The sequence below is a fragment of the Antricoccus suffuscus genome (genome assembly GCF_003003235.1).
Classification (GTDB): domain Bacteria; phylum Actinomycetota; class Actinomycetes; order Mycobacteriales; family Antricoccaceae; genus Antricoccus; species Antricoccus suffuscus.
Genome location: NZ_PVUE01000018.1, coordinates 78,488 through 103,223 on the forward strand (window position 1 = coordinate 78,488; position 24,736 = coordinate 103,223).

The window sequence follows — 24,736 nt, forward strand, 5'->3', positions numbered from 1 at the left end:
CATGCTGATTGACATAGACTAAGGTAGCGTGACAATATCGACTCGATGTGAGCGGCGGCATAGTACGTGCCTGCCCGCGGCCGAGCCGATCCAAGCGTCCAAACTCGCGAAACAGGAGTCCTCTTGAGCACCTTGAGCCCCGGACCGTCGACTCCCGACCGGTTCTTCATTGGAGGTGAATGGGTCGCGGCATCCGGGTCGACCACGTTCGACGTCGTAAATCCCACGACCGAGGAGCCGCTGTACCAGGTCGCGCAGGCGCAGGCGGCCGATATCGACCGTGCGGTCACTGCCGCCCGCACCGCCTTCGACGAGGGCCCGTGGCCGCGGATGACGCCGGTCGAGCGTGGCGAGTACATCCGTGCTTTGGCCGCAGGTCTCGCCCAGCGTGTCCCGGCGATCGCGAGCATCTGGTCGAGCGAGATGGGCATTCTGCACCCGGTCGCGCAGTACCTCTCCATGAGTGCGGCAGGCACCTACAACATGTACGCCGACATGGCGAGCGAATTCCAGTTCATCGAGAGGCACACGCCGACCAGTGGGGGGAAGGTCGGCCTGCTCGTGCGCGAGCCGGTCGGCGTGGTGGGCGCGATCATTCCGTGGAACGGCCCGGTCGCACTCACCGCTCTCAAGGTTGCCCCGGCCCTACTCGCAGGCTGCACGGTCGTCGTGAAGTCATCTCCGGAGGCGCCGGGCGCCGGCAACGTCCTGGCCGAGGTCGCCGAGCAGGTCGGTTTGCCCGCCGGCGTTCTCAATGTCGTGACGGCGGACCGCGAAAAATCGGAGCTGCTCGTGCGCGACCCGCGGGTCGACAAGATCAGCTTCACCGGCTCCACGGTCGCTGGACGCCGCATCGCCTCGATCCTGGGCGAGCGGATCGGCCGGTACACGCTCGAACTCGGGGGAAAGTCCGCCGCGATCGTGCTCGACGACGCCGATCTCGGCAGCGTTGCCACGTCCCTGGCTGGCGGGGTCGTCGTCATGAGCGGCCAGGCGTGCGCCGCGCTTACCCGCGTTGTTATCAGCAGGTCCCGTCACGATGACCTCGTGGACGCGCTCGCCGCGATATTCTCCGCCATCCAGGTCGGCGACCCGTTCGACGCCAGCACGCACATGGGGCCGCTCGCGATGGAACGCCAGCTTGCGCGCGTCAAGGACTACATCGCGTCGGGCAAAGCCGAAGGCGCGCGGCTCGCCTCCGGCGGTGGCCGCCCCGAGACACTCGACCGAGGCTTCTTCGTTGAACCGACCCTCTTTGCGAACGTGTCGAACTCCTCGACGATCGCACGCGAGGAGATCTTTGGTCCGGTTCTGTCGGTCATTCCCGCCGACGACGAGGCCGACGCCATCCGAATCGCGAACGACAGCATCTTCGGTCTCAACTCGGCCGTCTACACCCCTGATGCCGAACGCGCCTTGCACGTCGCCCGGCAGATTCGCTCGGGCACGGTCGGGCACAACGGAAACCGCTCTGACTTCGGCATCGCCTTCGGTGGTTTCAAACAGTCGGGTGTCGGGCGCGAGGGCGGTCGGGAGGGCCTGCTGCCCTACCTGGAGACCAAGACCGTGGTGCTCGACAGCGAGCCCGCCGGCATCCCCCCGCTTCCCGGCAGCTGAACCTGCCGATCATCGACCCACACAGCGAAAAGGACATCCACATGAAGACTCGTGCCGCCATCCTCTGGGGCCAGGGGCAGGACTGGAGCGTCGAGGAGATCGAGCTCGATCCCCCCAAGACCGGCGAGGTGCTCATCAAGCTCGTTGGCAGCGGCCTGTGCCACTCCGACGAACACCTCCGCACCGGCGACCTCACAGTGCCCGCCGACGTCGCGCAGGCGCTGAGCATCCACCAGTACCCGGTGATCGGCGGTCATGAGGGCGCCGGCGAGGTGGTCGAGGTTGGTCCGGGCGTCACCTCGGTGAAGCCTGGTGACCATGTCGCGCTCAGCTTCATGCCGGCCTGCGGCAAGTGCCCGTCGTGCAACAGCGGCCGGACCAACCTCTGCGACGTCGGCGCCTTCCTCGGCCTGGGTATGCAGCCGACCGACTTCACCGCGCGCCACCACTCCGGCGCGGGCCAGGACCTGCAGATCAGCTGCTTCCTGGGCACCTTCGGCGAGTACACCGTCGCCTCCGAGATGAGCGTCATCAAGATCGACGACGACATCCCGCTCGAGAAGGCCGCCGTCGTGGGGTGCGGCGTCACCACCGGCTGGGGCTCCGCCGTGTACGCCGCCGGCGTCAAGGCCGGCGACACCGCTGTGATCGTCGGCACCGGCGGCATCGGCATGAACGCGGTGCAGGGCGCCGCGATGATGGGGGCGGAGAACGTCATCGCCGTGGAGACCGTGGACTGGAAGCGCGAGAAGGCCCGCGAGTTCGGCGCGACTCACACGGCCGCGTCGATCGAGGAGGCGGTGCAGCTGGTCGGCGAGATCACCCGGGGCCGCCTCGCGGACAAGGTCGTGATCTCGGTCGGAGTCGCCGATGCCGACCTGATCGCGCCGGCGATGTCGATGACCGCCAAGGGCGGCCGGGTCGTGCATACGGCGGTGGCCCCGCTCGCGCAGACCGAGGTCAAGCTCGACCTCACCGAGCTGACTTTCTGGCAGCGTGAGCTCGTTGGCACCGTCTTCGGCTCCGCGAACCCGCGCTACGACATCCCCCGGCTCCTGGCGCTGTACAAGGCGGGCAAGCTCAAGCTCGACGAGCTCGTCACCAACGAGTACAAACTCGACGACATCAACCGGGGCTACGACGACATGTACAACGGCACCAACATCCGCGGGTTCCTGCGCTACTGATGGCGCACACTGGAGTAGAGACGAGTCCTCTCTACTCCGCGAACAAGACCTCCGGCGAGCTGATCGTCGAGGCGTTCGACGGGTTCGCACCCTACGAAGCATTCGTGCTCGGAGACCGACGGCGTGTGTGACCTACGCGCAAGCCGGAAATCAGCTCAGCCGTATCCAGCAGGTGTTCGCGCAACACACGGCATTGGGGCTGGAAGCGCAGTTGCTGCGTTGGCACCGAACTCGGCGGAAATCTGGCTGGTGCAGGCTGCCGCCTACCTGTTGGGTGCCAGCTACACAGGGCTACATCCGCTGGGCTCTGTAGACGACCACCTATCCGTCTGTGCCGACGCCTCCATTGACTTGGTGGTGTCCATCCCTCGTTCTCCAAGACGGCTGCAGGGCTCGCCGAGAAGGCGGGTGGCCAACTGCTACTGATGTCTCTTGGCCCGACCGACGATGCCACCGACCTGTTGCAGTTGATTGAGGGCGTCCATGGCCAACCGCTCAAGCCCGGGCCAGCCGGGGTTGGGCAAGGCGAAGGCGAAAGCGCGGGCGATCGAGCTGTTGGACCGGGTCGGTATCCCGGAGCCGGCGCGGCGGTACGGCGCGTACCCGTTTGAGATGAGTGGCGGGATGTTGCAGCGGGTGTTGATCGCGATGGCGATCAGCTGCGAACCTAGCGTGTTGATCGCGGCGTTAGCGGCCGATCCGCAGGTGATTGTGGCTGATGAGGCGGTGTCGGCGCTGGATGTCTCGACGCAGGCGCAGATCCTGAACCTGTTGAAGGATATTCAGGCCGAGCGGGGTTTGGCGTTCTTGTTCATTACGCATGATCTTGGTGTGGTGCGGCAGGTCGCGGACCGGATCGCGGTGATGAATTTGGGTGAGATCGTGGAGCAGGGCGACGCGGATCAGGTCTTCGACGCGCCCGCTCAGGAGTACACGCAGTCGTTGTTGTCGGCGGTACCAGAAGTCTCCGCGAAAGCACGCCGCGCACGCGCGGCCGCAGTCTCCGGATCTGGAACGGCTTAAGTTACGTAAGACCGCCGTGCCGTCGATCCAGGGCGTACAAGCCTGACAAATGGATCCGTTCGCGGGACGGGCACGTAATCCTGTCGGGAGCCGGACTCAAAACTGGCATCACTATGTTGTCACGGCTCTTGAGTTCGGCCGTGCTCTGCTTCGTTCTTGCCGTGGCCCCGATCGTCGCCTGCGTGGCGATCATTATCCGGCTGTGGGATGTCGGCTCGTCGCTCGTCACGTTCAGCGGTCAGCTGAGTCAGTTCGCCGCGTGCGGTCGCCTCATGCTCATCGATGCGGGCCAGCCGCGCGGGCATTTGGTCGCGCTCCGCCGCGTCTTCTCGTCGCGCGTCGTCCCGCCGCCAATCGATATCGTGCAGTGAGGCTTCCGCCCGTTGGCGCATCTGCGCCCATTCCCCGCGATCGGCTGGCAGCCCGGCGCGGGCCCGATACGCAGTGTCCGAAGCGTCGGAGGCCTCAGCGTTCGCCGCAAGAGCGCGTTCTTCCAGCGCGTCGGTCTGCTGCTCCCACGCAGCGCGAGCGCGTTTGCGTGTCGGTGTCTCGGCGGCGTGCGCGATGACCTGCTGCCGCAGGTCCGCCGCGACGTCCCGCGCACTGACCTCACCCGCGGCCGCGTGTTCCGCAGCGTCGAGCTTCGCCAGGACGCTGCGCCATTGCTCGACGTCCTTGGTTAGTTCCCGTTCCCGGGGTCCGTCCTGATGCTGCTCGTAGTGTTCCTGCAGATGCGCCAGCTGCCGCCGCTGACGCTGCGCGCGGTGCAGGTCGCGTTCGATCGCACGTGACTGCTCGGCAAGTTCGGTATCGGACAGCGCCGCGTACTTAGCCGACTCGTGCTCCCTGCCAGCGACTCGCCGTTCGCCGTCGTCACGCGTCGGCGCGGTCTGTGCTGGCATGGCAGCGGCCGCGTGTTGCCACGCGCGGCGCTGCATCGGCTCGTCCGGTTCCACACCGAGCGGGCCCTCGGTGTGCACGTCGAACGCCTCCCGGTAGGCGGCAATGTTCCCGGCGCGCTGCGTCCAGTCCGAGCGGCCATCCGGATCGTCCGGTACCGGTCCGAGTGCAGCGGCCCACCCGGGCGGATCGACCGCGACCATCTCGCCGAGCCGTGCCGCCTTCGCCCGCGCCGCCTCGAGTAGCTGATCGCTGTAGGAGCCGTCACCGACCGGGGCGGGCAACCACCCGCCACGCCCGTCACCCGCGCGGGACTGCACACCAGTCGGCGCGGCGTCGTTCATCCGCGAGATCAGCACCTGAGCGTGCGACTTCGTGCCCGTCATCGCGGACCGCTCCCACGCCTCAGACACTGTCCGTGGCGCTTCGGACCCGAGCCACCGCACGTACCGGCGCAGGTACGGCCACGCCGCGTCCTTCTGTAGCTGCTCGGTGGCGCCGGCCGGGAGCACGCGGCGCAGCGTCGCATCGACGTGGTCGGTCTTCGCGTGGTCGGCGATGTACTCCCACCGCTGCAAGTGTGAGGCGATGCTGTCCGCGGCGGTCTGTTCGGCCCGGATGGCCTCGGTCGCCGACGGGTCCGCCTCACTGCGCTCAAGGACTGCCGTAAGGACCGCGCGGGCGGGCTGATTCGGATCCGCCGCCCGTTCGGCCTCCACATCGAGGATGTGCTCAGTCACCGCGTACAAGTGGTTCGCGGCGCGGCCGCGGGTAGCAGCGACGTACAGCGTTTCTCGGCTCATCGTCTCGTCCACGATCGCGTGCACACTGTCCACGGTTGAGCCTTGCGCGCGGTGCACCGTCATCGCGTACCCGAGCTGCACGCGCCGCGCAACGTAGTCCGCCGGCAGCACGGTCACTCCGTGCGTGCCGCTCACGGCGAGGGAACCGTCCCCGCGGATGCCGGTGATGGTCCAGAAGTCGCCGTTCTTCACGAAATCACCGCCGACCCGGATCCGCCGCTCGTTCTCGCGGGTAACGATGATGTCCCCGACCGATGCCGCACTATCGTTGCGCAGCCGCACGCTCTCGCCATGCACCACTCCGGCCGTGACCCGGTCCGCGCGGGCACGGTCGGACAGGGCCTGCACCGTGGCATTGTCCGGCGCGATCATCACCGAATCCAGTCCGGCCTCTTCATCGCGAAGCCACGCCGCGTACACGCTCTCGGTGACCGCGTCCCGGCTGCCGGCGTGCACTCGGTCGTGCTCGAGGTAGGCCTCGACCGCGTCGACGTGACCCTCGCGCAGCGCGAGGCTGGCCTCGGCTTCCCACTGCCGAATCACTCGTTCACCGGTCTGCGGGTCACGGCCTGAGAACCGCCACACGGTGCTGAGCATCGTGGCGCCGACATCGTTCTGAATCAGCCGTAGCCCGCCGCCGGCCGCCACCGCGGCGAGTTGGCGCGGGTCACCGACCAGCAGTACGTGCGCGCCGTCCGCGCGGGCGGCGGTGATGACGCGGTCCAGGTTCAGGGTGCCGGCCATGCCGGCCTCGTCCACGATCACCAGCTCGCCAGGGGAGAAGTGGGAGTCGTCGATGCCGTGGTCGCGTTGGGTGGCCCACAGGTCAATCGTGGCCGTGCCGTCCATACCGGTCTCCGTACGCAGCACGCTGGCCGCGGCCGCGGTCGGTGCCAGGCCCCGCACCGGCCGGCCCGCTGCCTGCTGCCACACCTCGACCAGGGCGCGCATCGTGGTCGTCTTCCCGGTGCCGGCCGGGCCGACGAGTAGCTGCACGCGACGGTCCGCGAGGGCGGTCTGCTCGACCGCGGCGCGTTGATCCGCCGCCAGGTCGTGGCTGGCTAGGACGGTGCGCATCTGGCCGGCGTCGACACCAGCCTGAACGTCTTCGCGGGCCGCCGCGACGAGTCGCTCTTCCGCGTCCAGCAGCCGGGTGGTGGTCCACCGCGCCGAGCCTGGCGCGTCCCAAATCGGGGTGCCGTCTGCGCGGCGCAGCTCGGGCGGGGTCTCGACAATCTCCGGCACGCTGACTTGCACGCTGCTCTGCGCGGTCTCGGTGACCGCGGTGACGATCCGCGCGACCTCTCGGTCCCGCGCGATGTCGGAGGAGAAATGGACGTCGGCGGTGAGCCGCTGCACCATTGCCGAGACGTGCCGCACCGTCCAGTCCGCGCGTCGTTCCTCGAGCGCCGCCAATGCCTTCGCGGCGATCTCGTCGACCCGTGGCCCGGCGAGCTGGTCGACCACCGGCGCGGGGGTCTGCCGCGTCAACGCGGCCTGTAGTGCGGTGTGCTCAGTGTCGGTGAGGATGTCGGCGGCGAGGGACGCCCACGTCCCACGTTCGGACTGCTCAGAGCCCTCTACTTTCTCCGGCCGCTGCGCGAGGCACGCCGCCTGCGCGAGCTCGTACTGCACTGCTTTGGGTGGTTCGTGACCGTGCTTCTGGCGGTAGTCGCGGACCCGCTGCGTGTAGTCGGCCTCGATCTGCTGGCGCCGCCTGCTGAACGCCGCGATCAGCGGCTCCGGGATATGTGCAAGCTCGCGGATGGGGGAGACCGCGCCGGGTTCCTGGTCCGAACGGACCCGGAACTCCCACCCGAGCCGGCGCGAAACCTCGTCCTCCAGGACACGGTTGTACCGCTCGGACAGGGCCACGTTCGCCTTGTACAGGCTCCGCGAGTCCAGCGTCAACCACTTACGCGTCCCATCCGGCAGCCTCGCTTGGACCTTGTTACTGATGACCGCGTGCGTGTGCAAGTCGGGATCTGCGGCGCGACTGGTGCGGTGCTCGAACGCCGCGACAGTCACGCCGGCGACGTCGACGTGGCCGATGCCGTCGGTCCCGGTCCGTGCGGTCAGGACGTGGTCCTCTAGATGTGCGATCGTGGTCGCGACAGCGTGCCGATGCGCCTCGAGCAGTTCGGCGGCGGTCTCCGGTTCGGCGAGTCCCCACGCGACGCTGATGCTCTTGACGGGGGAGAAGGTGGTGTCGAAACCGGCGACGGCCTGCCGCTCGCCTTTGCGTTCCTCATCGGCGGTGATCGCGGCGATCTGCGCCTCGGTGGGGGAGGCCAGGTCTGCGACTCGTGACGCGATTCGGTCGGCGACGGTGGCGTAGACGCGGTACCGGCTGCCGAGCTGTGCGCCGGTATCCGGGTGCAGTCCGAGCCCGAGCAGGTTCCCCAGTTGCGCCTCGGAAACGTCACCGGCCACGCTCATCGCCTCGGCTCCGCGGCCCATCCACATACCCGGCGGGTTCCCACTGCGGGCGTAGTAGTCGGTCAGTTTCTCGCCGGGCAGGCGGGCGCCGTCCGCGGCCGCGGTCATCTTCGTGTAGTAGCGATAACCATCGCCCGCGCCGATCCGGTGCACCGTCATCGTCACGCTCCACACGATATCCCATATTGGAATGCCTAAGGTGTGACGAGCTCATAGCAGGAAGTGAGAGAGTTGGGCTGAATTTGGACAGGATGCAGGAAACTGTCGGAAGCATGTGTCAGGATCAAGAAAAAGCGAAGACACAGAACGCATATCGTCGAATCCAATACGACGACGAGACCAGAATCAGGAGTACCGCGTGATGGCCTCTCACAAAAGCGCCGCCGTCGCCGCCCGGCAACGCGTCCACGACCACCTCCAAGCGCAGATCGACGCGCTCACCACCGCCGTCGAGACCGGGATCGGCGCCGTCGAACGACTTGGCGACCTGCAGGCCGAACGCGCCCGCGTACTGGCCGACCTCGACGCGCGGGAGCAGGACGCTCGAGGCACACTCGCCGACGCCGCCGCGCAGCTGCAGGGACTGAAGAAGACCCGCGCCGAGATCAGCGAGCTGCTCGGCCTCACGGCCGCCGGGATCACTCTCCCGACCAAGAAAAAGAAGCCCGCGGCGACGAAGAACGCGCCGGGCACGACAGGGGCCGAACCGCCCGAAGCATCGGCCGCAGGGTGAGCTGTACCCGTAGGGAAGAGCGGCGGCTACCTCAGTGACATGGTGGCAGGAACCGTTACCGCTTCCCGGGCTACCAGACATCGTGGTGCGCACCGTGCCCACGCACCCCGCAGTCGCGGTGGCGCGGTTCGCCGCGAAGATCGTGCCCACCGCCTCATGTCACTGGTACACCGCGGCCATCGGTGACGACGGCTACGGCAGATACACCTACCTCGACGAGACGGGCCGGCAGCGGACCGTATCGGCGCACCGATTCGCGTGGGAGGCGACCCGCCCGCCCGGCGAACTGATCAACGAGACCCACGTGTTGATGCACGAATGCAACAACACCCTCTGCGTGTACGTCGGGCCCGGGCACGTCGTACTCGGCACCCAACTACAGAACGTGCGGTACGCCGACCGGCTCGGCCGCCGACGCGGCAACCGGCCCGTCGCAGCCCACCCCGCCGCGATCACCGCCCGAGCACACCGCGCACAACTGCGCTCCGGAACAATCCCGTCATTCCGAGACGAGTCGCTGACCGGGCATCCGGCACTGTTTGCGCTGTAGTGGCGAAAATGCCAAGTCACGACGGCAGCATCCACCGCTGCGCGATGCAGTTCCTCTGGCGCCGAATGCATTCGGTAGTTCCTGACCGCCCACCAGCGACGGGAACTGCAACTGTGGTACGCGCCGCCCCGTGTGAGGCGGCGCATACCGCGCGCTCAATGCGAACTCCGGATCCGCGCTCTCGGGGTGACGGGTGATCTGTACGGTTGCGCACTCGAGCGGCGGCGCGATGGTGGCGTTGCGGATGATTCTCTCGAGCGGCTGAGCGCCGTCGGTGTCGATCCAGGCGCGGTGCGCCAGTTCGCCGATAATGTCGACCCGGTGTCCCTTGCGGAGACTCGCGGCGGAGTTTCTCGGCCTCGCGTCCCCAGAACAGCGCGGTGTAGGACTGGGTAACCTGCATCGAGCCATCCGCCATGGTCGGAGATTGACCGCGCCCTTCACGTCGGTGACTGCTTTACTGTCACCGGTGGTGAACCTAGGCTCTGGATCGTTGGTCAGCTTGCCGGTGACTTTGACGATGCTGGTGTTCATGGCGTGCCTTCCTGCGTTGTGGTCACCTCGGAGTGAGGTGGCCGGCTTGTCGTTCTGAATACGCAGGATTGGGCCCGCCGCAGGTGCGGCCGCAAGGAGGCCAAGGCACGAAATTTCGGGGCGACATAAGTGACCCCTTCCGGTGCGGCCGACTTCGGCGGTGGAGACTTGGCGGGCCCGAGGAGCATCGTGGGTCGCGCGCCCGGAGAATTCTTGCCGCCCTTGCGGCTATACCTGCGGTGGGTCAGATTCGAAGGAACAGCGATGACGAACCCGGTTCGTCATCACACCTCGTGGCCACTGGGTAATGCTGCCGCCTACCCTCACCGCGAGGCGATCGTCGTGCCCGTAGCGCTGGACGTTCGACCGCGCCGGTGACAGCATCCGGGATCCGTAGTTCCGGGTTCTGCTTGCTTCCGAAATCGAAACTCATGCTATCTGCTCGCTCGTCGGTTCTGCCCGACGAGCGGCAGCCCTGCGCCGCGACCGCCGTGATTGATTGCGTCCGATCCTGGGATCGAACATGTCCCGGATGCGGTCACCGAGCAAATTGAGGGCCAACAACGTGAGCGCGATCGCCGCGCCGGGCGCAATGACCTGCACAGTGAGACCATCAGCCGATCGTGCCGCCTCCCGTAGCATGGCCCCCCACCCCGGTTGTGGCGGTGGCGCACCGAGTCCGAGAAAACTGAGTGAGGCTTCGATAAGAATCGCCACACCGAGCAGGTGTGCCGCGAGGATGACCACCGGCTGCACCGAGTTCGGGAAGATGTGCCGCATTATGATCCACCAGCTCCGGCCGCCGAACGTCCTCGCAGCATCAACATAAAGTCTGCTACGAACCGACAGCACTTGGCCACGAATCAACCGTGCGAACGAGGGAATGAGAACGACCCCGACCGCGATCATTGCGGTAACGACGCCGGTGCCAAGAATGGCGGTGACTGCAATCGCGAGAATGATCGAGGGAAAAGCCATAAAGGTGTCGACGACACGCATTGCGACGACGTCGAACCAGCGGCCGATGTATCCGGAGGCCAGTCCGATCGGTAGTCCAATGATCAACCCGACACTGACGGCGATCACGCTCGACCCCAGCGACAGGCGTGCGCCATAGACAAGTCGACTGAAAACATCCCGACCGAAGTCGTCTGTTCCCAAGAAATGCGAGGAGGACGGTCCGGCGAGTATATGGCTGTAGTCCTGCTTGGCATAGTCATGTGTTGCAACCAGCGGAGCGAATATCGCGATAAGAACCAGCAAGCAGAGGAATACTAGTGCGATCGATGCCGAGGTTCGGTTCGACCGAATCAGTTTGCTGCGTTTCTTCTGCGCTTTACGTGAGTCGCGAGAGATATCAGGGCCGGTAGGGCGCGCCACGGTGTCAGTTTGCATTCGATGAGACCTTCCGTGTGCGCGGGTCCAGGATGTTGTACGCAACGTCCACGATCAGATTCACCACGACAATCCAGAGAACAGCAACCAACAAAATCCCTTGAACGACTGGAAAATCACGTAGGTGTGTCGCGTCCACGAGTCGGCTTCCCAGCCCGGGGATTCCGAAGACCGCTTCGATGACGACCGCCGCGCCAACAGCATGGCTGATATCCAGTCCGATGGTTGTGGCGATCGGGATCGACGAGTTCTTGAGGGCGTGGCGCCATACGACCTGTCGGCGGCTGACGCCCATCGCCGTGAGCGTGCGGATGCTGTCTGATTGAAGCGCTTCGAGCATCGCGCTACGGGTCTGGCGGGCGATTTGCGACATCGCGTGCAGGCCCAAGGCCACTGAGGGGAGAATGAGGTGTTCCAGACTCTTGCCTAAGTTCTCCGAAGGACTGACGTATCCGCCTGCAGGTAATAGTCCAAGCGTGAGTGCAAAGAACGAGATTAGAAGAAGTCCGAGCCAGAAGTTGGGGATCGCAATCCCAGAGGTCGCTATCACGCGGACGACAGAGTCAACTGCGGTCCGTGCTTTAGTGGCGGCCAGAATCCCAAGAGGAATTCCTGCGAGTACGCCAATAAGGAGACCACCGGCGACTATCAACGCGGTCCTTGGAACGGTGCGGACGATGGTGGCCCAGATACTCTCATTAGTGATAACTGAGTTGCCTAGGTCACCGTGGATGACCCCCCAAATCCAGTGCCCGTACTGTTGATAAAGAGGGTCGTTAAGACCGAGTTGTTGACGTACCTCTTCCACTCGTGCAATAGACGCTTGCTCGCCGGCGATAGCCTGAGCCGGGTCTCCAGGGATCAGTTGCATCAGTAGAAAGATGACGATTGATGCGAACAATAGTGTGGCAACGAGTTGGACTACTCGGCGACCAAGTACGGCTAACATCCGCTGGTTAACTCCTGGGAACTCGGGGCGCGGCTATCGCGACGCCGAACGCTACGATGAGAGCCACATCTGGCTGAGTTTAGGTTTGCCATAGAGATTGGGCACGTATCCACCTACTTTCGCGGACTTCGCCGCTATCTGTGGCACGTAGACCGTCGTGAGGTCAAGCGCGTTGTCTCGACCGATGGTCGCCAGATCCAAGAACGCCTTTTTCCGGTCCGCAATTTTTGAAGAACTGAGGGTCTTCGCGAACGCTGCTTGGAGCTCGGGTGGCTCCTCATAAGTAGTCACGTAGGCAGAGGCGGATAGATAGTGTGCGGCGTAAGTCTGGTAGGGATCGGGACGTCCGCTCCAGCCACTGAAGAATGCCTCACCGATATCTTTCTCGCGGAACATCTCATTTGCTTGGGTGTGGTCGACCACCGTGACCTTCATGTCAATGCCAGCCTCAGCGACCTGACTCTGCATAGCTACCGCAATTTGCTGAGGCACCCCGGTCGATACGATCCCTTCGATCGACAGCCCACTGGAGTAGCCGGCTTCCTTGAGGAGCGATTTGGCCTTCTTCACGTTATGTTTGAACGTAGGCGTGATCGACTTGGGAAAGGCCCAATGCTCGGGTGGCACCTCGGCGTAAGAGGCCGAGCCGAGTCCTTGGAGCACGGCGGCGTTGATCCCGTCCCGGTCGATCGCGTAGTTCATCGCCTTGCGCAGCCTTACGTCGCTAAACGGTTCACGACCCATGCGTAATGGCGTTCTCTGGAACGCCAAGGACGGGCTTTTGATGACCTGGACTCCGTCGACGTTCTTCATTTTTTGTACATCGGGGAAGTCGACGTCAATCATAAAGTCGACCTGCCCGGATTGCATGGCATTGGCCGCGGCCTGCGGGTCCGTGATGATTGAGAATTTGATGCCGTCGAGGTGCGCTGTGTCCGGTTGCCAATAGCCGTCGAATCGCTCGACCTCCACGGTTTCACCCGAGACGGCGCTTTTGAACTTGTAGGGACCTGTACCCACGGGAGCCAACGAGAACTGCGCGCTACCTGCTGCCGCTGCTTTCGGCGAGACCATCATTCCGGCGCGGTCGCTCAGGATCAGCGGGAGAGCCGTATCGGGTTGCTTTAAATTCAGCTGCACCTGATCGTCGGCAACGACCTGTACGTTATCGATGCTGGCCAGATCGACGGCGACCGAGGACTTCGGAAGGGTGAGTGCCCTATCGAGGTTGTACTTGACCGCATCGGCATCCAGCGATACTCCATCGTGAAACTTCACGCCTTTCTGGAGCTTCAGAACAAGTGTCGTCGGCGATGTGTATTCCCACGATGAAAGTAGCCCTGGTTTGGGTTCGAGCGTCTTCGGGTCGAAATCCACCAGAGTGTCGAACATCGGATACAAGTAGACGTGGTCGTTTCCGCTGATGCCGGCATGGGGGTCTAACGTACTGAAGTTGGACAGGTGGACGACTCTGAGCGTGCCGCCCTTGACTGGTTTGCCACTTGCCGACGCGCCGGATGCATCTCCCGATGAGCCAGGGCCGCAGGCACCGAGCAGCGGGATGGAAGCCAGTGTCGCGCCGCCAATCCCAACCATGCGTAAGAATTGACGACGATCCGTTGTTGTCACGTCAAAGTATGAGTTTGTCATCGGTGCCTTCCAGTAGTTGATTGCGCACGACCGATCGCAGGCGGTTGTCGCTGTAGTGCGCGGATGTCTAGTCGCTGGTGGGTAGCAGTTTCGGCGGTTCTTTGGTGCGTTGGAGTTCTTCGGCGAAATGGCACGCGCCGTAATGTCCAGGCTGCAGTTCGCGCAAGACCGGGATTTCAACCCTGCATCGTTCCTGCGCGTGCGGACATCGGGTGTTAAATCGGCATCCGGCTGGCGGGTTCGAGGGACTCGGCATGTCACCCTGGATTAGTTTCCGTTCCAGGGGCCCAGCGCTGCCTGGCTCGGCTACCGGTTGCGCGTCCAGAAGGCCCTGCGTATAAGGATGTGCCGGAGACCGCAGTACGCCGTTGACTGGTCCGGACTCGATGATCACACCGAGGTACATGACGCACACCTGGTCGGCTACGTGCGCGACAACGCTGAGGTCGTGCGATATGAACAGATACGAGATCTTGCGTTCAGCCTGGATATCGGCCAGCAAGTTCAGGATATCCGCCTGAATTGATACATCGAGTGCGGAGACGACCTCATCGCAAACGATGAGTTTGGGATCGAGGACGAGAGCCCTCGCGATGCTCACGCGCTGGCGTTGTCCTCCGGACAATTCATGTGGATACCGATTTACGTAGCCTGAGTCGAGCCCGACGCGTTCAAGTACTTCCACTACTTTCTTCTGAAATCGTCTGGACCAGTTGCCGGTGGTGATCCGTAACGGTTCGGCCACGGAGGCGCCGATCCGCATACGCGGGTCCAGCGCCTCAGATGGGTCTTGGAAGATGATCTGCACGTCTGAGCGCCACTGACGTTTGTCGGATCGTCGCAGTTCAGAGATGTCGCTGCCCATGTAGACGATGGCCCCGTCGTTCGGTTTCTCCAGGCCTACGATGGTTCGACCAACTGTTGTCTTGCCGGAGCCTGACTCGCCGATGAGGCCGACCGTTTTACCCTGGTCGATGGTGAGGGACAGCCCGTCAACCGCGCGGACGGCTCCGGCCTTGCGCGAGCCGCCGAAGCGAACTTGCAGGTCCTTGACTTGCAGAAGCGGCGCGTTGGATGCGACCGAGGGCGCGTTCACGGCGACCTCACAGCCTCTGGGTCGGCGACGACGACTCCTGGCAGGTCCAGTTCACCGTGCCTGCAGCAGCGCACGCTATGTCGTTGCGGTTGGAAAGCGATGTGCCCGACCAACGGCTGCGGCTCGCCGCAGTGTGTCATCGCGTGTGCGCATCGGGCCTGGAATCGGCAACCGGCCGGATATTCGGCGGGCATCGGGACCCGCCCGGGTATGCCTTCGAGACGCGTGCCGGAGTTTTCCATGCGTGGTGCGGCGCGAACAAGTCCGGATGTGTAGGGGTGGGCCGGGGATACAAGGATCGTGTCGGTGGTGGTGCTCTCGACTATCTGGCCCGCGTACATCACAGATACTTCCGAGCAAAGTTCGGCGACCACGGCGATGTCGTGACTAATCAGAATGATCGCGGTGCCCCTCTCGGCCGACAGTTGTGCCAGCAACGCGAGTAGCTGAGCCTGGATCGTAATGTCGACAGCGGTAGTGGGCTCGTCCGCGATCAGAAGCTCCGGCTCAGCGATAAGCGCCATCGCGATCATGACGCGCTGGCGCATCCCACCGGACAGTTCATGCGCGTACGCATCGAATCGCCGTGTCGGATCAGGGATCCCGACCGACTGCAGCATCTCGATGCTCCGCGTTCGGGCCACGCGACGCGAGACATCATGATGAGCGCGGAGCGTGGCACTGAGCTGATAACCCACAGTGAACACCGGGTCCAAAGCGGTCATTGGCTCCTGGAAGATCATAGATATCTGGCTTCCGCGGATAGCTTTGAGTTCCTCGCTTCGAAGCTTGAGGATGTCGACGCCACGGAAGAGGATCTCACCTTCGACTCGCGCAGCCGCAGGTAGCAACCTCAGTATCGCCATCGCAGTCAGGGACTTACCGCTACCGCTCTCACCAATCAGCCCTAATGCGGCACCGCTCGCCACCTGCAAGTTGACACCGTCGACAATCTGCACCTCACCGGTCGGCGTCGACATGTAAATACTGAGGTCGCGCACTCGAAGCAGGTCATCAGAACCGAAATACATCTCGTGCCCCTCCGGACATCGGGCAACGCTGATGTCCACCATACGAACGACTCCCACCGCTACGCAGCCAATAGCAACACTCACCAGCACGACTCTTTCGCTACATGAAATATTGCTTTCGTTGATGTGTCAGATTAGACGCGCAGTAATTCGCTGTCAAGATAGTCACGCACAAACGCCGTAAGAAGCAGCTCGACCATTCGATTTGTACGCTAATTGGAATTTTGCCTATGCACGGTTGCAGGGGTACTGTCACCGCATTCGCAGGAATTCCGACTTCATTCTGTGGAAGTCCGCGCCGCTGTCCGCGCGGCGCCATCTCGAAACCATCATCGAAAGATCGCTCAGTACGGAGGACTACACAATGACCATTGACGCGCCACTTTCCATACCGGACATCTCACTTCTCGACGGGCTGGCGACGATGAGGTCCGTACGGCGATATCGCACAGACGAGGACATCCCGCGGGAAATTCTGGCCAAGATTCTCTTCTACGCCACCCGTGCGCCCAACCCTGGAAACGCGCAGAACTGGCGTTTTCTCGTGCTAGGACGAGAGGCCACCGCAGTGCGCGCCCTACTAGGTGAAACCTATCGCGAAGGTTGGGCGGAAATGCGCATTCACTACGGGTACGACAAACTCTCACCCACGGACGAGTCGCCGAAGGCGAGGGTGGCACGCACGATGCAAACCTTCGTCGACCGCTTGGAGGAATCGCCACTGCTAATCCTCGCGTGCGTGGACAATGTGACACCTAAGTCGTATATGGGGGGCGCCCCGGCAATTTACCCGGCAATCGAGAACCTCCTTTTGGCGGCACGAGCATACGGTTACGGTGGCGTGCTCACCACATGGCATAGGCGCGTGGAGCAACAACTCCGAGCCCTGCTGAACGTTCCGGACAGCGCGATCATTGCGGCGACTATCCCGATGGGGCGACCGGTTGGACACTTCGGGCCGCAGCGACGACGTCCGCTAAAGAACGTGGTATTCGATGGGATCTGGGGCAACGTCGCGGACTGGGCAGTAGAGCCGGACGGCGACTTGACCAATGCAACTGCTGAATCGGCTCACTCATGAAGTCTTGCAACCTCATTAGTTGCTTGACTAATCGTTCGTGGTTGCCTAGCATTCAGAAGTGAAAAACGCCTTTCGTTGTATGAAATCGGTGAGCGAGTGAGCAATCAAGATGGCGCCAGCGGGGCCGTTCGATCGGTGAGCCGCGCATTATCGCTACTCGATTACGTAACCACCGACGGAGTCGGCCAAACAGAGTTGGCCGAAGCTGTTGGAATACCCGTGCCTACCGCGTATCGATTGCTAGCGACCATGACGCGTCACGGGTATATCTCACGTCGAGAGGACGGGAAGTTCGTCCCAGGTCCCGCGATATACCGGTTGGCGTTTGAAGTGGACTCGCGGACCCTGCTTCGAGACACCATCGCCCAGCAGGTACGAGACCTACGTGACGAGACCGGCGAGTCTGTGGGATTTTTCGTGCAGCATGGGTTCGAACGCTACTGCGTCGAGACGGCCAAGTCATACCACGACCTGTGCCGGTCGTTCCCGCTGTACGCACGTCGCTCTGTTCAGGTAGGCGCATCCGGCAAGGTCTTTATGGCGTTTTCCAATACAGAAGAGCTGCTCCACGGCTTCCAAGCCGCCGACGTGGCGATGACCAAAGGAACTCTCAAAGCGCTACGCGACGACATCGTCCTCACCCGGAAGAACGGTTACGCCTTCTCCGATGTACTGCCGGAGACATGGGGCATCGCGACGCCCGTCTATGTGGACGGTGCGCTGATTGGCTCGCTCGCGCTAACGGCCCCAGCTGAACGAGGCGGCAAGAAGGCGATCGAGCGAATCGCGGGCATCTGCGTGGAGCAGACGAAATCAGTCTCGACACGGCTAACGCGGGCGATCAACGGTCATTCCTCGGCCCGAGACATACAAGCAGTTGTTAAGGACGCGTTCGTGCCGCTGGAGGGACCTGGCGTGGCCAACGCAGACAATCGAAATGCGGCGATCTTCTCCACCGGAAAGTGAGTCTCGAATGGGTTCTGCTCCATTAGATGGGTTAGCGGTATTGGACATCTCCAACTCGATCGCCGGGCAGTACTGCGGCAGGCTCCTGGCTGATGCTGGCGCCGACGTTGTCCTCGTCGAGCCGCCATCAGGCACGCCGGTCAGGCGTATGGGCCCCTTCTGGCGCGATGGTTCCAGGCCCGATGATTCAATTCTCTTCTGGCATATCAACAGTTCGAAGAGATCTCTCACGCTGGACTGGACAACTCCCACCGGCGCGGACTTACTCAAGGACGTTGCAAGTTCCGCGCAGGTAGTTGTCACCTCTGCGGAATCCGCCGACGTCGAATCACTGTTGCCCGGGAACGATTCGCGGTTTCTATGCCGCGTCGAGGAATTTGCTGCGGACGCGTCGTATCAATCCTGGAGAGGCTCGGAGCTAATCCACCAAGCAATGTCGGGAACGATGTTCGAGAATGGCGCTGCCGAACGAGAACCACTATTCGGTGTCGGTCATCGCGCCTACTATGCCGCTGGGACCGTCGCATACATCAGCATCGTTGCACAGCTGCTCGCGACAGAACCGACCGCAAGTTCTGCCCGGATAAGCGTCGCAGAGACCGCGCCCTCCATGAACTACAACAGAGTTACTCAGCATTGGTATAGCGGAGGAGTGGACCCACGAGGGGACCCCCACACCCCGCGGATGACCTTGCGTTGCAAGGACGGATGGATCGTTGCTTTTCCTACCCCGAGACGCTGGCTAGAAACTTGCCGCGTGTTCCGTGCGCCCGAAGTCGCTGACGATCCACGGTTCAGCAACGACGTTGATCGACACCAAGCATGGCGCAGCATCGAGGCGATCTTTCAAGCGGGAGTCGAAAATGTTCCCCGCGACGAGATCGTCGCCGATGCCTTGCGGGTGCGCGTCGTCGCCGCGAAAGTCGCATCACCGGATGACCTCTGGACCGATCCTCACCTGAGACATCGCCATTATTGGCAAGAACTCGACGACAACGGAATCAGCAGACCAATGCTCGGACCGCTGTATCGGTTCACCCCCCATGCCTCGCGGAACATCAGCCGGCCACCGAGGCTTGGCGATTCCACCAAGGAGATCCTTGAGGGTGTCGGCATCTCGATTGACGAGCTAGAACTTCTACGAAATATCGGTGTCGCATGACTGCATCCAATCGATCCATGCCCAAGCAATTCGTATCCGCCGGACACGCTCCGAGCCCCCGAAAGCCACTCACAGGCCTACGCATCGTCGACATCACGACGGCCTGGGCCGGACCGATGGCAGGTCGCGTGCTCTCGTATCTAGGGGCGGACGTCGTCCACGTCGAGGCCCCGCAACGCATCGATTCGTGGCGAGGACCGCTAAATGGCGGCGATCACCGGCGATATCCTGACGGTGAGTACGGTGCACGGCCCTATAACCGCAGTTGCATGTTCAACACCCAGAACCAAGGCAAACGCGCGGTCGGGATTGATCTGAAACAGCCCGGCGGGGTTGCCCTACTAAAGAAGCTCATCCGAGTGTCCGACGCCGTACTGGTCAACTTCACACCGGGCGCATTGGCGCGAATGGGACTGGGCACCGACGTACTCAGGCTAGAAAACCCCAACATCGTAGTCATCGAAATGCCCGGGTTCGGCAGCGAAGGACCGATGTCCGCTCAGGTTGCACTGGGGCCAACGATGGAAGGCGCTTCAGGTATGGCCTACTTCGTCGGATACGGCGACGGGCGCCCCTACGTCACAGGACCCGCATATCTGGATCCCATCGGCGCCTTCAATGGCGCGGCGACGGTCGTGACAACGCTCATGGCACAACGACGCGATCACGCGATCGAACGCGCCGAACTCCCGCAATGCGAAGCTGCTATGCACTGGATCGGCGAACTACTGCTCGCCGGGATTGCCGGACAATCACATACCCCAGACACGCCAAACGCTAGTCAGCACGCTGAACCACACGGGGCTTATCAGTGCGCGGGCGATGATCAGTGGGTCACCATCTCGATCGAGAGCGATCTGCAGTGGGATCGCCTTTGCCAGGCCATGGGGAATTCTGACGCCGCTGGCAAATTCCACAACGCAATAACCCGACGGCGCAAAAGAGCCGAGGTCACCGAGATCATCTCTGCGTGGACCCGGCGCCTGGATAAGCACCAAGTCGCGGCAATTCTCCAGGAGACCGGGATACCAGCGGCACCGGTCTGCTCAGGCGAAGACGTAGCGAACAGGGAGGACCTACAGGATGCGGGGTTCTTCCAGGAGTTCGAGCACCCAGACGCCGGCAAGCACCTATACCAAGGTCTGCCCTTTCGGATAGGGGATTCGCTGTTGAAGGCGGACCGACCTGCCCCCGTATTCGGGCAGCACAACGAAGAAGTCATCAAAGATCTGCTGGGAGTCTCTGACTCGTGCTATGACGACCTGGTCGACGCGCGAGTTGTCGCGTCGACACCTGAGGCTTAAACGCATCGACCACACCCGTTCCACTACGCCCATCCGACCAGACCCGAAGGAGCCCAGAGGATGACTACAACAGACACGACATCTGTGAACAAGCACGAGTATGAGGCTGTGAATACGGCAGAGTTGTCCGCCAACGCCATCCACAGCGATGGAATGGCGAAGGAATATGGCTTCAAGGGCGCGCTGGTGCCTGGTAGCGCTACATACTCGCATGCGTTGACGACTGTCATGGCCGCGTTCGGGGAACAATGGTTCACCGGGGGTAGTGCCTTTCTCCGGTTTCCATCTCCAATCTATACCGGCGACAAAGTCGTCGTGGAGATTGCCGGAACGGGAGCCGGCGAAAGCACGCTGACCAGTAGTGTCGCCGGCGAGGTTCGTGCGAGTGGATACGCGGCCGCTGTCTCACATGCCAAGGCTCCCAAGACGTTTCCTCTTGTAGAAGCGCCGCCAGAACCGGTGCACATCAGCGAACCGGACATACTCGACAACCCGTGGCTCGGATCGGCCGAGCTCGCAACCGACGAGTCGCTTCTCGAGGAATACCGAGCGAAGATTCTGTTACCTGGTGGCTTGGCTCAGCAACTCGGAGTGGTCCACCCTGGCTATCTGGCGAGCAGCTATACGGCCATGATGCATCCTAATTTTGCCCGTAAGGGCCCATCGGTGCACGTCTCCACTCTGCTCAACAGCCATAAGCCGGCGCCTGTGGGCGAACCGCTGTCGCTTCGTGGCCGTATAGAGCGGCTTTATGGCCGCAACGGACATCGTTACTGGATCCTTGAGCTGGCCTGGTACGACACGGCTGAGGACCTCGTGATGCATGCCGAGCACACGGCGATCTATCGGTTGCGGCCACCGAAGAAGTAATTGCCTGCTCACCCCTCCGAGACGCTCCAGATCGGTCAGAGTTATGAATCCAGGCATCCCGACGTCCAGTCGCTTTGAGTTTTCGCGTGACGCGAACGGGATCTGCTAGCTGTTATGTTGCGGCACCTTCACGTGGAGTGTTAGTTCATGTTGGCGACCGCGAGCCCAACTACTGGAATCTTCGCCGGACGGGCAGACGCATCCACAGTTGCTCGTGAACCGGTTACTCCGTCAGATGTGCTTTTGCCCCAGGCCTGATTCGCCGATAATAAATACTTCGCAATTCTGCGTAGCGCCAGGGGAGTGGTCGGCCGTGGCGGCGTCGTCTTCGTGAATGACCTAGCGCCCGCTGTGGGTGCTGAGGTATTCAGCTAGGGCGTCGCGCATGACGTCGCTTGTGCGACGGTGCTGATGGTGGGCGATCGCCTCAAGCTGGTCGTTGACAGCCTGGGAAAGTCTGACCTGGCGGACCTTGGAATGTTGCCCAGGTGCGGCGTCCGGGTCGATTGAGGGTCGCCCACCGAGCGCACGTTCGAGCACCGTTTTCCCGTAGGCCGCCGCCTGATCGCCGCGCCGTGCGGTGGCCGAGTTCTTCGGTAGAGTCATTTCGGTCTCGGCCCACTCGGCTGCGGCGTCGTAGTCTTTCGTTGTCATGAGGGGTCCTTCATTCTGTTCAGGTGCTTCTGACGGGCTTGCATCACGTGGAAGATGTGTAGGTCCCGCGGCGGGACTAGTTCGACCATCACTTCCAGCAAGGGCCCGCCGAGCTGGCGTGGAGGGCCGATGAACAGCGTCGGTCGTAGATGGCCTGGCACGCGTGGCTCATCGAACTCTTCTTCTACATAATGCGCGTTGCCGATCGCATGCAGAGCGTCTTCGTGTGGGATTCCATGTTTGTCGGCGCTGCCGGCCCACGTAATCGCCACACCGGTAATGTAGTACACAACCCCGCACTCTGCAACCCGAAGGCGGCAAGAGCTACCGTTTTCGTTGGGTGCCGCGCGGTCATCAGGAGGGCGGCAGTTGTGTCGCCTTCTGCATTCGTCACGGTGACGGATTGACCGCCCGTGCCGCATTGACGCTCCTGCAGTCTTGCGGTGGCGGAAGCGTTGATAGTTAGACCGACAGCCGAGCTATTGATAGCGCGCGGGTGGTTCGCCGCAGCCCTCGCCGACCCCCACGATAGTCTTTACCGGCTGGTCGACGACTGATCAGAACACTACGCAGGCCGGCCATTTCACCTATATGTCAGCAAAGTAACTGGTCCGATTGATTCGCCGATAATCGGCGTCCCGACAGTTATATCGTCGGTCGATTCGACCAGACGCTGCCGCCGAACACCAAGATGCTGGCCGTCGGTTAACTCGGTCTCGACGCATCTCGAGGTTGTCCGGACACTCTCCTGCGCTGCAAACTGCTCATATTTGGATAGCATGTACTATCCAAATAACTATTAGGCGCTCTCTCACGCCAGTTACAGTCGGAGTTACGCGATCTGCTGTGACAACAAATCCAGCTCGCGGCGCAGACGCTCAATCCGTGCCGCCGGCGTGTCGCGCCCTGGGGTAATCACCGGCAAAATCAGGCTACGTACCAGCGTGGAGACCGGGACGTTGCGCGTCTCGGCAAGTGCGCTCAGGGCCGCGTACTCATCATCATTGAGCCGCACCTGCAACGTCTTCGTCCGGCCGTGCCCACGCGTCAGGCTGGTTCCGGGCCGCAGCGGAGCATCTTTTCCGGCCTCGCTGGCCGCACCTTCAGCATCAAGCAGAGCCTTCGTATCGCTCATCATTCCTCCTCAAAATAACGGCGCTGATCGGTCGGGCTCGACAGCCAGGCATTGACCCCGTACTCCACACCCTCGTCCTTTACTACGATCACCGTCAGCACGCCCCCGTGGGTGTGTGACCATCCGATGACCCGGACGCTACGACCGGACCTACTCGCCGGGTCCGGCGCAATGACGAGCCGCTCGGGATCACGTAATGCCTCATTCGCTTCCTGGGGCCGCACCCCGTGTTTTAGAGCGACGTAGCCACCCCGATACGACCAGTCGACGTCCATGAACACCCCCTTAGTGTAGTACACCGCACTACGGTTGACAGTATCGCGCAGATAGCTGGTCTACCCGCCACGCCCCCTTACTACTCACCTCCACGCGCACGATCCGTCTCGCTACCTATTTTGGATAGCGCACACTATCCTCCGATTCGCTACGCTTGGGATCGTGACCGACCAACCCGCGATGACCCTGGCCCAGGCGGTCGATGAGTGGCTGAAAGTAAAGACCGCTGGCCGCGGCCTGAGCCCCCACACCCTGCGTGCGTACCGCGCCGATATCGCCACCTTCGCTGCACACCTGGCTGGCGCCGACCCACGCGACCGCGACGCCGCGCACCTCGTCCATATCCAGGACCTAAGCTCGCACACGGTAACTCGGGCCTTGTCGTCGCTGCAGCGTGCGGGCGCGGCGGACAAGACCCGCGCCCGCATGCACGGCACGCTATCCGGTCTGTTCGGTTACCTCATCCAGCAAGGCATCCTTGCGGCTGATCCCCTCACTGCAGCCGGACTCGAGCGCCCCAAGGTCGGTCGACGGCTGCCCCGCTACATCGACAAGCCCAGCGAGTTCGCGAAAGTCATTGCCGCCGCGGCCGAGTCTGACCCGAACGCCCGCGATCCCTGGCCCGAACGCGAGTTTGCCCTGGCGGCGGTCCTCGCCGGCACCGCGGCCCGCGCCGGTGAAATCTGTGCCCTCACGGTCGGTGATCTCGTCCTCGACGGCGAGGAGCCCTATATCCGGGTTCTCGGCAAAGGTAGCGTCACCCGCGACTGCCCACTCAGCGACGACCTGGTGACCATCCTGCACGCCTATCTCGTCACCCGCGAGACCCGGACCGGCAAACGAGCCCGCAAGAAGGACCCGCTCTTCCTTAACGGTCGGCTGGATCCGCTGACCACCGCCGCCCTCGACCACCACGTCCGTAGGTGGTTCACTCGCGCCGGCGTTCCGCTACCCGGCGGTGCGGCCGCGCACGCTTTTCGTCACACGGTCGCGATGCAGCTGATCGGTATCGGCGAAAGCGCCACCGTCGTCCAGGACCTACTCGGACACGCCTCACTGAGCTCTACGCAGATCTACACCAAGGCCGCCGGTCGGCACGTCCGCGCCGCCGCCAACGCGCTCCCCCTCCACCAAGTCGTCCGAGATTTAGCAGTGGAATAACCGCCCCGCGCCTCGCGGGCATGAAGTTAGAACACGCGCAGCCCGAAGTCTGCTGCCACCGCAATCAGGTCCGCGTCGTCGGTGTCGATAGTGTGACCGCGGCGCTGCGTGAGACGAGTTCCTCGAATACTGCCCAACACTCGTGATCACTGAGCCGCGGGACGTACCTGAGGCCCGAGTACGTATGCCTCCACCGTTGCCGAGTAGCACTGCTAGCGGT

The 24,736-nt window shown here is 62.9% G+C and carries 21 protein-coding genes and 1 pseudogene; 12 read left to right on the forward strand and 10 right to left on the reverse strand.

The features are described 5' to 3' along the window. Nucleotides 1-123 precede the first annotated feature (123 nt). The 3 genes from CLV47_RS17645 to CLV47_RS17655 all read left to right on the forward strand — a co-directional run bounded on the left by CLV47_RS17645 (nucleotide 124) and on the right by CLV47_RS17655 (nucleotide 3,827). A complete protein-coding gene (locus CLV47_RS17645; protein WP_106350436.1) occupies nucleotides 124-1,617 on the forward strand; it encodes an aldehyde dehydrogenase in 1,494 nt (497 codons plus the stop codon). 41 nt (nucleotides 1,618-1,658) lie between these two features. Continuing rightward, nucleotides 1,659-2,804: an NDMA-dependent alcohol dehydrogenase gene (locus tag CLV47_RS17650; RefSeq protein WP_106350437.1), complete on the forward strand. Its 1,146-nt coding sequence runs from the start codon at nucleotides 1,659-1,661 to the stop codon at nucleotides 2,802-2,804. A 483-nt stretch (nucleotides 2,805-3,287) separates the two neighbouring features. Next, a complete protein-coding gene (locus tag CLV47_RS17655; RefSeq protein WP_106350438.1) occupies nucleotides 3,288-3,827 on the forward strand; it encodes an ATP-binding cassette domain-containing protein in 540 nt (179 codons plus the stop codon). Between the two features lie 119 nt (nucleotides 3,828-3,946). On the opposite strand, the gene mobF is transcribed toward CLV47_RS17655, so the two are convergent. Continuing rightward, a complete protein-coding gene (mobF, locus tag CLV47_RS17660) occupies nucleotides 3,947-8,128 on the reverse strand; it encodes a MobF family relaxase (protein WP_106350439.1) in 4,182 nt (1,393 codons plus the stop codon). Between the two features lie 202 nt (nucleotides 8,129-8,330). Here mobF and CLV47_RS17665 point away from each other — a divergent pair, with 202 nt between their 5' ends. Continuing rightward, nucleotides 8,331-8,702 carry a hypothetical protein gene (locus CLV47_RS17665; protein ID WP_106350440.1) on the forward strand — a complete coding sequence of 124 codons (372 nt, stop codon included), beginning with the start codon at nucleotides 8,331-8,333 and terminating at the stop codon, nucleotides 8,700-8,702. 34 nt (nucleotides 8,703-8,736) lie between these two features. Further along, nucleotides 8,737-9,252: a hypothetical protein gene (locus CLV47_RS17670; RefSeq protein ID WP_146135429.1), complete on the forward strand. Its 516-nt coding sequence runs from the start codon at nucleotides 8,737-8,739 to the stop codon at nucleotides 9,250-9,252. Between the two features lie 963 nt (nucleotides 9,253-10,215). Here CLV47_RS17670 and CLV47_RS22625 read toward each other — a convergent pair. The 5 genes from CLV47_RS22625 to CLV47_RS17695 form a co-directional block, all read right to left on the reverse strand. Then, the gene (locus CLV47_RS22625) at nucleotides 10,216-11,181 is read right to left on the reverse strand and encodes an ABC transporter permease (RefSeq protein WP_106350442.1); all 966 of its coding nucleotides are present in this window, start codon (nucleotides 11,179-11,181) and stop codon (nucleotides 10,216-10,218) included. Continuing rightward, nucleotides 11,171-12,130, reverse strand: coding sequence for an ABC transporter permease (locus CLV47_RS17680; protein WP_106350443.1), 960 nt, complete (start codon nucleotides 12,128-12,130; stop codon nucleotides 11,171-11,173). Before CLV47_RS17680 ends, CLV47_RS22625 begins: the two co-directional genes overlap by 11 nt. Nucleotides 12,131-12,181: 51 nt before the next feature. Next, the gene (locus tag CLV47_RS17685; protein ID WP_170111141.1) at nucleotides 12,182-13,759 is read right to left on the reverse strand and encodes an ABC transporter substrate-binding protein; all 1,578 of its coding nucleotides are present in this window, start codon (nucleotides 13,757-13,759) and stop codon (nucleotides 12,182-12,184) included. Nucleotides 13,760-13,847: 88 nt separating this feature from the next. Continuing rightward, nucleotides 13,848-14,876 carry an ABC transporter ATP-binding protein gene (locus CLV47_RS17690; RefSeq protein ID WP_106350445.1) on the reverse strand — a complete coding sequence of 343 codons (1,029 nt, stop codon included), beginning with the start codon at nucleotides 14,874-14,876 and terminating at the stop codon, nucleotides 13,848-13,850. Then, nucleotides 14,873-15,949: an ABC transporter ATP-binding protein gene (locus CLV47_RS17695; RefSeq protein ID WP_202862672.1), complete on the reverse strand. Its 1,077-nt coding sequence runs from the start codon at nucleotides 15,947-15,949 to the stop codon at nucleotides 14,873-14,875. The genes CLV47_RS17690 and CLV47_RS17695 overlap by 4 nt, the downstream gene beginning before the upstream one ends. A 322-nt stretch (nucleotides 15,950-16,271) precedes the next feature. On the opposite strand from CLV47_RS17695, the gene CLV47_RS17700 reads away from it, so the two are divergent. The 6 genes and pseudogenes from CLV47_RS17700 (at nucleotide 16,272) to CLV47_RS17720 (ending at nucleotide 21,290) form a co-directional block, all read left to right on the forward strand. Continuing rightward, nucleotides 16,272-16,988 carry a nitroreductase family protein gene (locus tag CLV47_RS17700; protein WP_146135430.1) on the forward strand — a complete coding sequence of 239 codons (717 nt, stop codon included), beginning with the start codon at nucleotides 16,272-16,274 and terminating at the stop codon, nucleotides 16,986-16,988. Nucleotides 16,989-17,123: 135 nt separating this feature from the next. Continuing rightward, nucleotides 17,124-17,255 (forward strand): annotated as a pseudogene (locus CLV47_RS22800) (helix-turn-helix domain-containing protein); the annotation flags it as partial. A 63-nt stretch (nucleotides 17,256-17,318) separates the two neighbouring features. After that, nucleotides 17,319-17,954 (forward strand): IclR family transcriptional regulator domain-containing protein, encoded by a 636-nt coding sequence (locus CLV47_RS17705; RefSeq protein ID WP_238145492.1) that lies wholly within the window; start codon nucleotides 17,319-17,321, stop codon nucleotides 17,952-17,954. 7 nt (nucleotides 17,955-17,961) lie between these two features. After that, the gene (locus CLV47_RS17710) at nucleotides 17,962-19,116 is read left to right on the forward strand and encodes a CaiB/BaiF CoA transferase family protein (RefSeq protein WP_170111143.1); all 1,155 of its coding nucleotides are present in this window, start codon (nucleotides 17,962-17,964) and stop codon (nucleotides 19,114-19,116) included. 17 nt (nucleotides 19,117-19,133) lie between these two features. Next, nucleotides 19,134-20,420, forward strand: coding sequence for a CaiB/BaiF CoA transferase family protein (locus CLV47_RS17715; protein WP_170111144.1), 1,287 nt, complete (start codon nucleotides 19,134-19,136; stop codon nucleotides 20,418-20,420). Nucleotides 20,421-20,480: 60 nt separating this feature from the next. Next, the gene (locus tag CLV47_RS17720) at nucleotides 20,481-21,290 is read left to right on the forward strand and encodes a hotdog family protein (RefSeq protein WP_106350450.1); all 810 of its coding nucleotides are present in this window, start codon (nucleotides 20,481-20,483) and stop codon (nucleotides 21,288-21,290) included. Between the two features lie 339 nt (nucleotides 21,291-21,629). On the opposite strand, the gene CLV47_RS17725 is transcribed toward CLV47_RS17720, so the two are convergent. The 4 genes from CLV47_RS17725 to CLV47_RS17740 form a co-directional block, all read right to left on the reverse strand. Further along, the gene (locus tag CLV47_RS17725; RefSeq protein ID WP_106350451.1) at nucleotides 21,630-21,944 is read right to left on the reverse strand and encodes a hypothetical protein; all 315 of its coding nucleotides are present in this window, start codon (nucleotides 21,942-21,944) and stop codon (nucleotides 21,630-21,632) included. Then, nucleotides 21,941-22,216: a hypothetical protein gene (locus CLV47_RS17730; RefSeq protein ID WP_106350461.1), complete on the reverse strand. Its 276-nt coding sequence runs from the start codon at nucleotides 22,214-22,216 to the stop codon at nucleotides 21,941-21,943. Before CLV47_RS17730 ends, CLV47_RS17725 begins: the two co-directional genes overlap by 4 nt. A 560-nt stretch (nucleotides 22,217-22,776) precedes the next feature. Then, nucleotides 22,777-23,079 (reverse strand): hypothetical protein, encoded by a 303-nt coding sequence (locus CLV47_RS17735; protein WP_106350452.1) that lies wholly within the window; start codon nucleotides 23,077-23,079, stop codon nucleotides 22,777-22,779. Then, nucleotides 23,079-23,378, reverse strand: coding sequence for a hypothetical protein (locus CLV47_RS17740; RefSeq protein ID WP_202862673.1), 300 nt, complete (start codon nucleotides 23,376-23,378; stop codon nucleotides 23,079-23,081). Before CLV47_RS17740 ends, CLV47_RS17735 begins: the two co-directional genes overlap by 1 nt. Nucleotides 23,379-23,517: 139 nt before the next feature. On the opposite strand from CLV47_RS17740, the gene CLV47_RS17745 reads away from it, so the two are divergent. Further along, on the forward strand, nucleotides 23,518-24,516 hold the full coding sequence (locus CLV47_RS17745) for a tyrosine-type recombinase/integrase (RefSeq protein WP_106350453.1): 999 nt from the start codon (nucleotides 23,518-23,520) through the stop codon (nucleotides 24,514-24,516). Nucleotides 24,517-24,736 lie beyond the last annotated feature (220 nt).

Coding starts and splice junctions, on each gene's coding strand:
- CLV47_RS17650 (WP_106350437.1), top strand. CDS start 1,659: ATGAAGACTCGTGCCGCCATCCTCTGGGGCCAGGGGCAGGACTGGAGC.
- CLV47_RS17655 (WP_106350438.1), top strand. CDS start 3,288: ATGGCCAACCGCTCAAGCCCGGGCCAGCCGGGGTTGGGCAAGGCGAAG.
- mobF (WP_106350439.1), bottom strand. CDS start 8,128: ATGACGGTGCACCGGATCGGCGCGGGCGATGGTTATCGCTACTACACG.
- CLV47_RS17665 (WP_106350440.1), top strand. CDS start 8,331: ATGGCCTCTCACAAAAGCGCCGCCGTCGCCGCCCGGCAACGCGTCCAC.
- CLV47_RS22625 (WP_106350442.1), bottom strand. CDS start 11,181: ATGCAAACTGACACCGTGGCGCGCCCTACCGGCCCTGATATCTCTCGC.
- CLV47_RS17680 (WP_106350443.1), bottom strand. CDS start 12,130: ATGTTAGCCGTACTTGGTCGCCGAGTAGTCCAACTCGTTGCCACACTA.
- CLV47_RS17695 (WP_202862672.1), bottom strand. CDS start 15,949: ATGGTGGACATCAGCGTTGCCCGATGTCCGGAGGGGCACGAGATGTAT.
- CLV47_RS17700 (WP_146135430.1), top strand. CDS start 16,272: ATGACCATTGACGCGCCACTTTCCATACCGGACATCTCACTTCTCGAC.
- CLV47_RS17710 (WP_170111143.1), top strand. CDS start 17,962: ATGGGTTCTGCTCCATTAGATGGGTTAGCGGTATTGGACATCTCCAAC.
- CLV47_RS17715 (WP_170111144.1), top strand. CDS start 19,134: ATGCCCAAGCAATTCGTATCCGCCGGACACGCTCCGAGCCCCCGAAAG.
- CLV47_RS17720 (WP_106350450.1), top strand. CDS start 20,481: ATGACTACAACAGACACGACATCTGTGAACAAGCACGAGTATGAGGCT.
- CLV47_RS17725 (WP_106350451.1), bottom strand. CDS start 21,944: ATGACAACGAAAGACTACGACGCCGCAGCCGAGTGGGCCGAGACCGAA.
- CLV47_RS17735 (WP_106350452.1), bottom strand. CDS start 23,079: ATGAGCGATACGAAGGCTCTGCTTGATGCTGAAGGTGCGGCCAGCGAG.